The sequence below is a fragment of the Odoribacter laneus YIT 12061 genome (assembly GCF_000243215.1).
Taxonomy (GTDB): domain Bacteria; phylum Bacteroidota; class Bacteroidia; order Bacteroidales; family Marinifilaceae; genus Culturomica; species Culturomica lanea.
Genome location: NZ_JH594599.1, coordinates 1 through 13,807 on the forward strand (window position 1 = coordinate 1; position 13,807 = coordinate 13,807).

At 37.5% G+C, this 13,807-nt stretch carries 10 protein-coding genes and 1 pseudogene; 3 read left to right on the plus strand and 8 right to left on the minus strand.

Going from position 1 to position 13,807, the window contains the following annotated elements; genetic code table 11:
* The 6 genes from rfbB to HMPREF9449_RS15350 all read right to left on the minus strand — a co-directional run.
* Positions 1 to 983, minus strand: a 983-nt coding sequence (gene rfbB / locus HMPREF9449_RS15325) for a dTDP-glucose 4,6-dehydratase (protein ID WP_009138177.1), incomplete at its 3' end; no start/stop codon positions are given.
* Positions 980 to 1,864, minus strand: a complete 885-nt coding sequence (gene rfbA, locus HMPREF9449_RS15330; RefSeq protein ID WP_009138178.1) for a glucose-1-phosphate thymidylyltransferase RfbA — start codon at positions 1,862 to 1,864, stop codon at positions 980 to 982. The genes rfbA and rfbB, both read right to left, overlap by 4 nt.
* 643 nt (positions 1,865 to 2,507) lie before the next feature.
* Entirely contained in the window at positions 2,508 to 3,668 is a 1,161-nt protein-coding gene (gene wecB / locus HMPREF9449_RS15335) for a non-hydrolyzing UDP-N-acetylglucosamine 2-epimerase (RefSeq protein WP_009138179.1), read from the minus strand.
* Between the two features lie 6 nt (positions 3,669 to 3,674).
* On the minus strand, positions 3,675 to 4,880 hold the full coding sequence (gene wecC / locus HMPREF9449_RS15340; RefSeq protein ID WP_009138180.1) for a UDP-N-acetyl-D-mannosamine dehydrogenase: 1,206 nt from the start codon (positions 4,878 to 4,880) through the stop codon (positions 3,675 to 3,677).
* A gap of 60 nt (positions 4,881 to 4,940) precedes the next feature.
* The gene (locus HMPREF9449_RS15345; protein WP_040612173.1) at positions 4,941 to 6,083 is read right to left on the minus strand and encodes an undecaprenyl-phosphate alpha-N-acetylglucosaminyl 1-phosphate transferase; all 1,143 of its coding nucleotides are present in this window, start codon (positions 6,081 to 6,083) and stop codon (positions 4,941 to 4,943) included.
* Between the two features lie 109 nt (positions 6,084 to 6,192).
* Positions 6,193 to 6,732 carry a UpxY family transcription antiterminator gene (locus tag HMPREF9449_RS15350; protein WP_009138182.1) on the minus strand — a complete coding sequence of 180 codons (540 nt, stop codon included), beginning with the start codon at positions 6,730 to 6,732 and terminating at the stop codon, positions 6,193 to 6,195.
* Positions 6,733 to 7,630: 898 nt separating this feature from the next.
* Between HMPREF9449_RS15350 and HMPREF9449_RS15360 the strand changes: the two genes are divergently transcribed.
* The 3 genes and pseudogenes from HMPREF9449_RS15360 to HMPREF9449_RS15370 form a co-directional block, all read left to right on the plus strand.
* Complete coding sequence (locus HMPREF9449_RS15360; protein ID WP_009138184.1) at positions 7,631 to 9,640, plus strand: polysaccharide biosynthesis protein; 2,010 nt, start codon at positions 7,631 to 7,633, stop codon at positions 9,638 to 9,640.
* A 58-nt stretch (positions 9,641 to 9,698) separates the two neighbouring features.
* Positions 9,699 to 10,214, plus strand: a complete 516-nt coding sequence (locus HMPREF9449_RS15365; protein ID WP_009138185.1) for a UpxY family transcription antiterminator — start codon at positions 9,699 to 9,701, stop codon at positions 10,212 to 10,214.
* 393 nt (positions 10,215 to 10,607) lie between these two features.
* Positions 10,608 to 10,829: pseudogene (locus tag HMPREF9449_RS15370) on the plus strand (peptide-methionine (S)-S-oxide reductase); the annotation flags it as partial.
* A gap of 506 nt (positions 10,830 to 11,335) precedes the next feature.
* Here the strand turns inward: HMPREF9449_RS15370 and wecB (HMPREF9449_RS15375) are convergent.
* Positions 11,336 to 12,514, minus strand: coding sequence for a non-hydrolyzing UDP-N-acetylglucosamine 2-epimerase (gene wecB / locus HMPREF9449_RS15375; protein WP_009138187.1), 1,179 nt, complete (start codon positions 12,512 to 12,514; stop codon positions 11,336 to 11,338).
* Positions 12,515 to 12,583: 69 nt separating this feature from the next.
* Positions 12,584 to 13,798 carry a capsular polysaccharide biosynthesis protein CapF gene (locus HMPREF9449_RS15380; RefSeq protein ID WP_009138188.1) on the minus strand — a complete coding sequence of 405 codons (1,215 nt, stop codon included), beginning with the start codon at positions 13,796 to 13,798 and terminating at the stop codon, positions 12,584 to 12,586.
* Between the last annotated feature and the right edge of the window lie 9 nt (positions 13,799 to 13,807).

A 13,807-nucleotide genomic window follows, 5' to 3' on the forward strand; every position in this document is an offset into this window, starting at 1 on the left:
TCTAAATACCATTTTACTGTCTTCTCTATTCCTTCTTCAAATTGCAAACTCGGTTCCCAGCCTAGTTCTTTTTTTAATTTGGTGGAATCTATCGCATACCTCAAATCATGTCCTTTGCGGTCTTTGACATAGGTGAGTAATTTGTCAGAGAAGCCGGCGGGATTTCCTAAAAAATTATCCACCGTCCGAATAACCACTTTCACCAGATCAATATTTTTCCATTCGTTAAATCCACCGATATTGTAAGTTTCGGCAATTTTTCCTTTGTGAAAAACGATGTCAATGGCCCGTGCATGATCTTCTACATATAACCAATCCCGTACATTTTCCCCAGTTCCATAGACCGGTAACGATTTCTTTTGACAAATGTTATTGATAAAGAGCGGAATAAGCTTTTCCGGAAATTGATAAGGTCCGTAATTATTAGAACAATTGGTAATAATGATTGGCATTTCGTAGGTGTCATGAAATGCCCGGACAAAATGGTCGGAAGAAGCTTTGGAGGCACTGTAAGGACTATGCGGGTCGTATTTTGTCGTTTCTGTGAAAAATGATTTATCGAACGAAAGAGCACCATATACTTCGTCGGTAGAAATATGATAAAAAAGTTTGTTCTCCCAATTCCCGTTCCAATATTCTTTTGCAGCTTGCAACAGAGATAAAGTGCCCATTATATTCGTACGGGCAAAGGTAAAAGGATCTTTAATACTGCGATCTACATGACTTTCTGCCGCTAAATGAATAACGCCGTTGATCTGATATTGTGAAAAAATTTTTTGAATATTTTCGAAATCACAAATGTCGGCTTTAATAAAAGTATAATTGGGTTTATTTTCAATATCTTTTAAATTAGCCAGATTACCGGCATAAGTTAGTTTGTCTAAATTAATGATTTGATATTCCGGATATTTGTTAACAAACAAACGAACGACATGAGACCCAATAAAACCGGCACCTCCGGTAATTAATATATTTTTCTTCATATCTTTTTTTCTTTAATTATACCGGACAGATATTGGCCATATTGATTTTTTTCCATAGATAAAGCCAATTCTTGTAACTTACTTTCATTAATCCAACCTTTCTTATAAGCAATTCCTTCTAAACAAGCAATTTTTAACCCCTGCCGTTTTTCAATTACCTCTACAAAAATGGAGGCCTCCGCAAGGGAGTCGTGGGTACCGGTGTCAAGCCAAGCAAATCCTCTGCCCAATAATTGAACTTTTAATTCCTGATTTTTTAAAAATTCCTGGTTTACTGTCGTGATTTCCAATTCTCCTCTGGCAGAAGGTTTGATCGATTTTGCGATATTTACTACCTTGTTGGGATAGAAATATAAACCCACGACAGCATAATTAGATTTAGGTTTTTCAGGTTTTTCTTCAAGACTTAAAACATTCCCGTCTTTATCAAATTCTACCACACCATAACGTTCCGGGTCATTTACATAATATCCGAATACAGTAGCAATCCCTTGATTTTCTGCTCTTTTTAGAGCTTGTTCTAACATCGGTCTAAAACCTTGTCCATAAAATATATTATCTCCCAATACTAAACAAACGCTGTCTTCTCCAATAAATTTTTCACCGATAAGAAAAGCTTGTGCAAGTCCATCCGGATGCGGTTGCTCGGCATATTCTAACTGTATTCCATAATCACTTCCATCTTTCAGAAGTCTCTGAAAACCAGGCAAATCTTGTGGAGTGGATATAATTAAAATTTCTCGTATTCCCGCTAACATCAGCACAGAAAGCGGATAGTAAATCATAGGTTTATCATAAATAGGAAGCAGTTGTTTACTTACACCTTTTGTAATAGGGTAAAGACGAGTACCGGATCCTCCAGCTAATACAATACCTTTCATATATAGTTTATTTTTAGTATGAATATGAATCAATAATTAAAATATATTTATCCTTTTACATATTAATTTATTACTATTCAATCCATTACCTTGTAAAGATATTATTTCAATTTCCTTACAAACCTGCAAATCATAAGAAAAAACTCAAAATTTAATTTTCAGTAAAAACACATAATCGTCTTTCTTTCAACATTCTTATTTTTTCTTCACTTATGATAATAATTTGACTTTAACCAAAAGAAAAATAACAAATGTGTTGATTAGCAAAAAGATATTTATAAATAAAATTTAACTGAATTTCTCTTTAGAGAGAAAAATCGTCAAACAATAAATGCTATGTCATTTACAGATAAAACAATTAAAAGTAAAAGACCTGTTATTATTCAAAAAGAAAGCATACAGAAACTATTTTCGACTGCTGTGATAAAATAACCTCAACGCCCTATTTAAATGCTTAAATAAGAAAATAAAGATTCACTGAGTAATAAAAGTCTTATCTATATTTAAATAATTTTTATTTTATTGTCCAACATTAATAATTAAAAGAAGTTAATAATTTGCTCTAAGTAATTTATCTATATAGCAATTTTTATTAACAAAAAATGAAATATATTAATTATTGGCATATCAATAGATAATTCATTTATCTGTTTCCATTTATAAAATAAACAATTCTACCACAAGCGCCTCCATCCCCATAAGGATTCACGGCTTTACTCATTTTTTCATAAGCTTGTGGATCTTCTAGCAGTGCAGAGATCTCTTTGGAAATTCGATCATAATCCGTACCGACCAATTTTACAGTACCGGCAGTTAATGCTTCCGGTCGTTCTGTTGTATCACGCATCACAAGTACAGGTTTTCCTAAACCCGGTGCTTCTTCCTGGATGCCTCCGCTATCTGTCAATACGATTGACGACTTTTCCATCAGGTAAACAAACGACAGATATTCTAAAGGTTCAATAAAAAACATATTGCCCAAACCTGACAGGTTTTTCCCAAATACCTCATGGATCGGTTTGCGGACGTTCGGATTGAGATGCATCGGATAAACAAAATCTACGTTAGGATATTTTTGTGCCAGGTCTCTGATAGCCGTGCATATATGTATAAAACCCTCTCCAAAATTTTCCCGACGATGACCTGTAATCAGGATAAGTTTCTTACCACCAATAAGACGGGAAACATCGTATCCTGCTCCAGACAATATTCCTTCAAGCTCTTTACGAAGAGACTGGTTTTCTTTAATTTTCTTTACTACCCAATAAAGCGCATCGATAACAGTATTACCTGTTACATGGATCTTTTCATCTGCAACATTTTCCTGCAATAGATTCTGACGACTTAAAGGAGTCGGCGCAAAATGATAAGTAGCGATACGTCCCGTCAACTGACGATTCATCTCTTCAGGCCATGGACTGTAAATGTTATGTGTACGGAGACCGGCTTCCACATGCCCCACCGGTATCTGCTGATAAAAAGCTGCCAATGCCGCAGCAGTGCTCGTTGTGGTATCGCCGTGGACCAATACGACCTCAGGCTGGCACTCTTTCAATACATTCCGCATTCCTGTCAGTACACGCGCTGTCACATCGTATAAATCCTGCCCCTGTTTCATAATATTCAAATCATAATCCGGGATAATTTCAAATATCTTCAATACCTGATCCAGCATTTCACGATGCTGCCCGGTAACACAAACAATGGTCTGGAAGGTATCGGGATATTTCTGAAACTCTTTTACCAAAGGGGCCATTTTGATGGCTTCGGGACGTGTCCCGAAAACCAGCATTATCTTTTTCATCCTGTTCTATTTTTTATAAATGCCACAGAAATCCAGTATTACCTTGTCTTCCCGATAAGGTAAAGTTTTGAATTCTTTATGGGCCACTAAAAATACCACGATATCCGCCTTCTCGTAAGCTTCTGCATAAGGGGTCAATTTGAAAACTTTATGTTCTGTCACATTCGGCTCTACCACCAGAATATCGGCATTATTGCAACTTTGCATTACCTTTGTGGTGATATATTTGGCCGGAGCTTCGCGCAAATCGTCAATATCCGGCTTGAAAGCCAATCCCATCATGGCAATAATCGGTTTACGCCGATGTTCAAGTTCAAACTTCAACATCGCATTTTCTACTTTCTCCGCGCACCAAAAGGCTTTATAGTTATTTATTTCACGGGCTTTTGCAATAATCTGCGATTCCATCGGGAAATCAGCCGTGATAAAATAAGGGTCTACTGCAATACAATGACCTCCCACACCACAACCCGGCTGAAGAATATTTACACGGGGGTGTTTATTAGCCAAATTAATCAGTTCCCAGACATTTATCCCGGCTTTATCACAAATCAGGGATAACTCATTGGCAAAAGCGATCTGTACATCACGGGAAGAGTTTTCGGTCAATTTACACATTTCCGCTGTCCGGCAATTGGTACGGTGTAAGGTTCCTTGCACAAACCGACTGTAAAAGGCAATCGCCTTCTCGGTGGATTCCGGACGAATACCGCCGATCACCCGGTCATTATGTACCAGCTCATAAATTACATTCCCCGGTAAAACACGTTCAGGACAATAAGCAATAAAGATTTTATCTTCAAGCTCCGGACGCTCCTGAAAAATAATTTTAGCCATCATTTCAGTCGTGCCGACCGGTGAAGTAGACTCTATGACAAATAAATCTCCTTCTTTTAAAAAAGGAATAACAGTACGGGTTGCAGCCTCTACATAAGTAATATCCGGTTCGTGATTTCCTTTAAAAGGTGTAGGCACCACCATAAAATAGGCATCACTAACTTCCGGTTTAACAGCAGCTTTTAACTTACCGGATTTCACCACTTCCTGTAAATAAGCTTCCAAACCCGGTTCTACAATATGCAATTTTCCCTGATTTGTCATCTCAACAACCTGTGGATTGATATCTACACCAATCACATCGATATCATGCTTAGCTGCAATGATAGCTGTAGGCAGGCCAATATAGCCCAACCCCATAAAACATGCTTTCATACTTTTATAGGTTAATCTTTATAATAAGAAATAGTTCTGCTAGTTACTTCTCCCGATGTTTTATAACCGGTCCAACTGTCGTTGTATCTTAAGAAAAAATTTATTCCTTTGAGGATAATGCAACTTTATATGTTGTTGAAGACGGTTATAAAGAAGAGGTCTATATTTTTCCAAATAGGATACTATATGCCAAATTCCATAAGTAACCATCAAACAGGCTAGAAAAATAATTAAGAATTGAATCTCCGGAGAAATATGCCATACAAGGGCAGTAATATACCAAAGTACGATTACGAAAACATTTAATAAAATAATCTGCAATGTCGTCAGTACATGACTAAAACCCAATTGAATAAACATATGATGTAAATGCGTTTTATCAGCAGAAAAAGGGGAACGTTTTTTAGCTATCCGGATGAGCATAACACGTACAGTATCGAAAACCGGTATAGCCAATACAGCCATTAAAAAACTAACAGAATACGTTCCCAAACTATTAGAACCCTCATATTGCAAGATATTCAACATAAAAGCACTGAAAATGACACCTAAGACCAAAGACCCTCCATCTCCGATAAACATCTTATATTTTCGTCCGAATACATTATGCATAAAAAAAGGAAACAAAGCTCCCACTAAAGCCCATGCTAAAATAGCATAAGGGATATCACCATATTGTAAAAAAACAATCCCGCAAATAGTAGCCACAATAATACCATAACCCGAAGCAAGTCCGTCTACACCATCAATTAAATTCATTGCATTGATAACTCCTACACAGGCAATTAAAGTTAAAGGATAAGCAACCCCCATCGGTAAATAATGAATCCCATATAATCCATGTAAATCATCTAATAGATATCCTTCCGCAATTAAAAAACAGACTGCAACAATCTGTAATAAAAATTTTATCCTGGGGCTTAAATTCAGGATGTCATCGGCAACTCCTGTAAATAGCATTAATAATATAGCTATAAATACAATAAAAAGAGAAGAACAATCGTAATGAAAATAAAATAAGCCGACTGTAATAAAAATACCGAAAAACACACCCACCCCTCCTAATATAGGGATAGGTTCTTTATTCAATTTTCGGGCATTCGGATTATCTACAATTGATTTAATCCTGGCAATTTTGACCAAACGAGGATGTACCAACAATACAAGTATTGCTGAAAACATCACACTTAAAAAAATAATCATGAAAAATTCCATGAGGAATAGGACTGATAATTACAATTGTCTGAAATACAAAATAGACTTTTAGATTTCTTTCCCTTTGCCGTAATCGTTTGCTATACTTAATTTTCAATTACTCCCTTTTCAGCTGTTCCTTTGTTATGGAAAGCTTAATCAAATTATTTCTAGCTATACGCACGCTGACCGATAAAAATGTACCGACACGTAATGTAAACTCTTTTTTCCCCTCGCATTCCGTCAAAATTCCTTCCATTCCGGCTAAAGGCCCACTTTTAATCACTACCCGATCCCCCGCAGCATAACAATTCGGATTTACTCTTATTTTATCCCCCATTTCTGTTGTGAGCCGCATGAAGTCGTCCATTTGCCTCTCCGGAATAATCAGAATCCGACGGTCTTTTTGCCGTATATAACTGATTTTATTCTTATGAGTAAATAAAAATTCAAAAGCGTTTTTCCAATTCGTCTTCAGAAATATTAAATTCGGAATAAGCGGCCTCTCTCCTTCCTTCACACCATTAGACTGTTTTATTATTTTGGGAACAGTAGGGATAAAATATAGAATATTATTTTTTATAAGACAATCTCTCAATAAGATCTCTTGGTTACATCGTGTCCGTGCACAAATCCAACTTTCCTTATTATCAATCATTTATATTTTTTAAAATCTAAAAAAAGCCCAAACCATTCCTACTTGTCCCCTATTTTATAAAAGACAACCATAAAGATTTTTCCCTCTTTATCTCCTTTCGAATGGAATAACTTTTCAACAAAATTTCATTTTGCTATTCTTCCTCTATCAAAGAGGAAGATCACACACTTCCTCAGAACTTATCTTGTTATTTACCTTCCTCTATCAAAGAGGAAGATCACATACTTCCTCTAGACTTATCTTACTATTTTTCTTCCTCTATCAAAGAGGTAAACATATTTTATCGGAAAATATTATCTGTTGTATATATTAATATTTGTAACCTTTACAGCGGATTTATCGTTTTTAGAAAAGGATTTTTAAAAAGAAAAATTAAAAAACAAGAAAAAACATAATACTTAAATCTTATAAGATGTGAATTGTATAAACAATTATAAAACAAGCATTTAAAATATATTATGATAAATATAAAAAGTGAAGAATTATTTATTAAAAATTGTATTATATACTCGTAAAGTACAATACATTTTATTGGAACTGATAGAATTGCAATACCTTGTAAAACAACGCCTACATTCTTACATAGATAATTTATTTGACATTTATTTGCATCCTAAATTATATATTCATATTTTTGTCCGACGAAATTTTGTTATGTACCTCTTTGATAGAGGAAAGAATAACAAAATGAGTTTAATAGAAATTAGCGTTGTGGCGGACAATGCGTAGAAGGTTAAACGATTTACCGGATGCTTTTGATCGAAAAAAGAGAGCAAAAAGTAAAATTTTTTCTATCAAGGATCTTATCGGAATAAAAGCTGGAAAATAAAAAGATCGCATTTCAGCACAGTTAACTACGATCGGGATTTTTCAACTAACCTTAAAACGTTAATGACTGATGAAATCAAAATTATTAAACAAGATTATCAACGCTAAATATTTGAGCTACTGGATTATTTTAGCTGTCGACCTCATCATTTCCGTTAGTTGTACTTTTTTAGCCTGCTTATTAGCCCGGCATTTCACCCAATTAGAAATGTCCGGAAGTAATATGACTGTTTACAACTTGATCAATGACAAAGCAGGGCATTTTACCAACCCGGAAATGTCGATTGAAGTCATCCTGAAGATTATGGTTTTATCTTTAATCTGCAGTGCTATCTCTTTTTATATTTTTAAAGCTTACCGCAATATTATACGGCACTCTACTTTAAAAGAATTATGGAGACTGGGTTGTGCCACGCTGGGTAAAATCATTTTAATCTATATCACTCTCTCTTTTTATAAAATAATTAGTGATAAACAACTATTAATCGGATCGTTATTCGATTTGATGCTGACAGGAATCTCCTTAATTGCTGTCCGGATTGCCATGATCCTGATGTATGATATTCTAACCAGTAAATTTTCCAAACAAAACAGTAAAATTCTGATTTATGGGATCAATGACAAAAGTGTATCCCTGGAAACTCGTTTGCGAAATAGCAAACATTATCATATAGCAGGATTTTATGTGTTTGGACAAAATTATAAATCTTATCGATTAGCCGATCTGCCGGTATATTATTTCAATAATGAAGATGATTTTATATACATCACAAACCGCTACAATGTAGAAGGGATACTTTTTCCCAATTATATTACGGCCCAGGAAGAGAAAGAACGGCTGATCCGTTATTGTGAAAAAAACAAAATAAAGGTATTGATTGCTCCTCCGGTAGATGAGGTAAGTGGAGATAAACTGTTGCGCGCCAATATTCGGGAAATACGGATCGAAGATCTACTGGGACGAGAAGAAATCAAGATAAACATGAACGAGATTATCGCCAATTTCAAAGATAAAACTATTCTGGTAACCGGAGCTGCCGGTTCTATCGGAAGCGAACTTTGCAGACAACTGGCGACATTCGGTGTGAAACAACTTATTCTATTCGACTCTGCCGAAACTCCGATGCATAACATCCGGCTCGAATTAGAAGAACGATTCCCGAAAATGGAATTCGTACCTGTTATCGGAGACGTTCGGATTGCACAACGCGTAAACATGGTATTCGAGCGTTATAAACCTCAATTTATTTTCCATGCTGCCGCTTATAAACACGTGCCTTTAATGGAAGAAAATCCCTGTGAGGCGGTATTGGCAAATGTGTATGGCACACAAAACGTCGCAGACCTAGCGGTCCGTTATAATGTAGAAAAAATGGTTATGATTTCTACAGACAAAGCCGTAAATCCGACAAACGTCATGGGAGCTTCCAAGCGTCTGGCCGAAATTTATGTACAAAGTTTGGGAATGGCTATTGCCAAAGGAGAGATTGAAGGAAGAACCAAATTTGTTACGACTCGTTTCGGAAATGTATTGGGAAGCAATGGAAGTGTCATCCCCCGTTTCAGAAAACAAATCGAAAAAGGCGGACCTGTAACTGTCACTCACCCGGACATCACCCGATTTTTCATGACCATACCGGAAGCTTGCCGTTTAGTAATGGAAGCTGCAACAATGTGTAACGGAAATGAAATTTTCGTATTTGAAATGGGAGAATCTGTAAAAATTGCAGATCTGGCGAAAAGAATGATAGAACTGGCCGGTTATGAACCCGACAAAGAGATTAAGATTAAATATACGGGTTTACGTCCCGGAGAAAAGCTTTACGAGGAAGTTCTGAGTAATGAAGAAAATACCCTTCCGACTACCCATCAGAAAATCAAGGTAGCAAAAGTACGAGAATATAAGTATGCAAACATCGTACCTGAACTGGAGCATTTGGCTTTGGCCGCTCGGCAAATTCAAATCTTGGAGACCGTACGATTGATGAAACAGATTATACCGGAATTCAAATCGAAAAATTCCTGCTTTGAAGAGTTGGATAAGCAGAAAGAAAGTGCCCTATCCCAATCAAACTTGTAAGATTTAATACAAAACTACAGGAAAAATGAGATAAGAAAACTAACAATGTGAGCTGAATATGGAATTACTCCCTTCTTGGTATGCTGTTTATACAACTTCCCGCAGTGAAAAGAAAGTAAAAGCCCGCTTAGACGAAGCAAAAGTGGACAATTATTTACCGCTTCGCACCGAATATCGCATGTGGAGCGACCGGAGGAAAAAAGTATCTTTCCCTTTAATCCCCGGTTATATTTTCGTCCATATCCCGATTCAGGACACCTTAAAAGTTTTAAATATACCCGGAATTGTCACCTTTCTCAAAGAAAAAGCGGTCCCCGTCCCCATCCCGGATAAACAAATAGATCGTCTCCGTCTGATGGTAGAGCATGCCTTTGACGAAGTCGAATTTACCACTTCGCCAGTAGCTGTCGGAGATACCATTTTAGTCAAGCAGGGTAGTTTTCAGGGTTTGGTCGGAGAACTCATCGAAATGCGGGGCAAATACAAAATCGCCATCCGCATCGAATATTTCGGCTGTGCCCTCACCACTGTCCCACTCGGCTGGGTAGAAAAAGTAAAGACTCCCACCCTTTAACACAGGAAGAAGGTTCATTTGCCACCCAATTCTGCATAAAACCACAAAAAGGTCCGTTCCCCGGTATAGGGATTAATTCGATTTAGATGGAAGAGTCCCAGACTTGTTCTAATAATCGAATTACTAATCAGACAAAAAAACTGTTAGATGCTTGCTGTAAAGTTATGCAACTTTTCTCATCCCCACAACCAAAAAGTTTTTAGCCAATCCAGTTATGTTATTTTTTCTTTTTGCGGTTGATATTCTCTTCCTACAGCGATTCCTCCCATGAACATTTGCATCGGATTTTTCCCGAAGCAGCATTTTCCGGAATGCGTTCTTTGTGTCTTGTATAAGCTAGCATAACTTTTATCAGGTAATCAAACGAATGTTAATCCGATTATCGTGTGATAATTGGATTTTAAAACGATAAATCCTACGAGTTTAAACCATCAGGGTAATGACCGGGAGATGCAGTACAGGACGGGTATTTATTATACCGACAAAGCCGATCTTCCTGTGATAGAAAAGGCTGTTTACGCTTTGGTCCGTGAATATAAAAAGCCGTTGGCGATAGAAATAAAACCGTTGACCAATTTTTATATTGCGGAAGGTTATTATGAGGATTATCTGGAAATTGAGTCTTCCGAGACTGTAAAATCAGATAAAACGGGAATTGGGTATACCATAAATTGGATGATGCCAATTTGAAAGCTCATTTGTCATCTGAATAGTATACTGTTATCTTAAAAATGCAATGAAACCATCTTTCCAGAATAAATATTAGAATGAATACAAGGAAAATGTTCAGGAGTTAGGACTTCTATCGACGTTAAGCAAGCTTCTTCAATGAATTTTGGCTTTTGGTTGTGAGTAAGATTTTATTGAACATTATAATTTCATTGCTTTTAAATTCAGCAATTCAATTATTTGCTTAAAATATGGTAATTACTCAGTCATGATATAAACTAAAAGATACTTGATGTCCACGCGCAAAGCTATTTATCCCATAGGCACCAAGGAACTCAACCTTTACAACGTATTATCATCAGCATAATTTCTAGATCATCATACTATCATAATTGAGTCAAAGTCTTTTGTATAGTTTATTAGATTACTATTTCCTTTATAGTATGCTTATGTTAGGATTTCCTCCATACCATTTTGTTGACAACTCCAGTGTAGGATTGGATAAGTTTTACGACTTTTGTTGAGACGTTTTCCTCTATGTATGTGGGAACAGGGATGCCTTGGTCATCGGCGATGTTCATTGCCATAGCGGTATCGACAGCTTGGAGAAGCGATTTTTCGTCGATGCCAGCAAGGATAAAGGCTGCTTTATCGAGAGCTTCGGGGCGTTCGGTTGAGGTGCGAATGCATACTGCGGTAATGGGGCGTCCTATAGACAAGAAGAATGAAGATTCTTCTGGAAGCGTACCGCTATCGGAAATTACTGCAGCTGCATTCATTTGCAAGCAGTTGTAATCGTGAAAGCCGAGCGGCTGGCTTTGGATAACACGCGGGTCAAGTTTGAAACCTGTGCGCTCAAGGCGTTTGCGCGAGCGAGGGTGGCAACTGTAAAGAATGGGCATATCGTACTTCTCGGCAATGGCGTTGATAGCATTGAACAACGAAAGGAAATTCGTATCTGTATCAATATTTTCTTCGCGGTGAGCCGAAAGAAGCATGTATTTACCTTTTTCAAGACCAAGGCGTTGGTGGATATCGCTCGCTTCGATTTCTGCAAGGTTTTCGTGCAGAACTTCTGCCATAGGAGAACCTGTGACGTATATGCGTTCTTTAGGTAGACCACATTCGTGCAGGTAACGGCGTGCGTGTTCACTATATGCGAGGTTCACGTCCGAGATAATATCAACAATTCTACGGTTGGTTTCCTCAGGCAGACATTCGTCCTTGCAGCGATTACCGGCTTCCATATGGAAGATGGGAATGTGCAGACGCTTTGCTGCAATAGCGCTCAAACAGCTGTTGGTATCGCCGAGAATCAGCAGTGCATCGGGTAGTGTTTGCACCATCAGCTTGTATGAACAATTGATGATATTTCCGACCGTTGCACCGAGGTCATCGCCCACGGCGTCCATATATACTTCAGGATCTTTTAGCTTGAGATCGCGGAAGAAAATGCCGTTCAAATTATAATCGTAATTTTGGCCTGTGTGTGCAAGGATTGTGTCAAAATACTTGCGGCACTTGTTGATTACAGCAGCAAGGCGGATGATTTCGGGACGCGTGCCAACGATAATCAACAGCTTCAATTTGCCGTTATTCGCGAAAGATATATCGCTATAATCGGTTTTCATATTTAATTGATGATTAAGAATTTGTAATTGTATGTAATTGTACTTGATGGAACTATCAATTGTCAATTATTAATTACCAATTGAGTTTACCGGTTCAAAGTATGTGTCGGAGTGATTGGGGTCAAAGCATTCGTTGCAATACATCACCGTTACAAGGTTGTCCGCGTCAGAGAGATTTATGATATTATGGGTATATCCCGGAAGCATGTGTACGGCTTCAATTTTGTCACCACTTACCTCGAAAGTAAGAACTTCATTCGTACCCATTTTGCGTTGTTGGATTAATCCTTTACCTGCAACGACAATAAAGAATTCCCACTTGGTATTATGCCAATGTTGTCCTTTAGTAACACCTGGCTTTGAGATATTTATACTTACCTGACCTTTATCCAAGGTTTTTATGAGCTCTGTAAAGCTGCCACGGTCATCGACATTCATTTTTAAAGGAAATGCAACTTTCTCTTTGGGCAAATAAGACAGATAGGTAGAATACAATTTCTTTGCGAATGAATTATCGGGGATGGAAGGGATAAACAATGTTTGGGGCTGTGCCTTAAACTCATTGAGCAAATCGACAATCTCTCCGAGTTTTACTTTATAAGTGCTAGGTACGGCACAATAGCGACCGGTATCAGAGAAAACGGTTTCAACGCCTTCGAACTCGCAGTGATGTTCTTTGCCTGAAAGCGCTGCAATCATTTCATCGACAAGGTCATCGATGTAGAGCAATTCAAGTTCTATTGAACGGTCATTGACTTGGATTGGCAAGTCGTTTGCAACGTTGTTACAGAATGTCGCAACAGCTGAGTTATAATTGGGGCGGCACCATTTGCCGAACAAGTTCGGGAAGCGATATACGAGTACCTTTGCTCCTATTTCAGCAGCGTAGTCAAAAAACAATTCTTCGCCCGCCTTTTTGCTTCTGCCGTATTCACTATCGCCAAAACGTCCTTGCAAAGTAGCTTGAATCGAGCTACTCAACATTACGGGACAGTTATTGCCATACTTTTTCAGTGTGTTGAGCAGAGTTGAAGCAAATCCAAAATTGCCCTGCATAAATTCTTCTTGATTTTGAGGACGATTAATGCCTGCAAGGTTGAAAACAAATTCAGCTTCACAGCAATAGCGTTCTAATTCCTTAACAGTAGAGTCAATATCGTATTCAAATACCTCGTCAACTGCTATGTCGCCATAAAACTTCGCTTTGCCGTCTTGAATATTGCGGAGTTGGGCAACGAGATTTTTACCCACGAAGCCCTTAGCTCCCGTTACAAGTATTTTCATTGTCTGAAA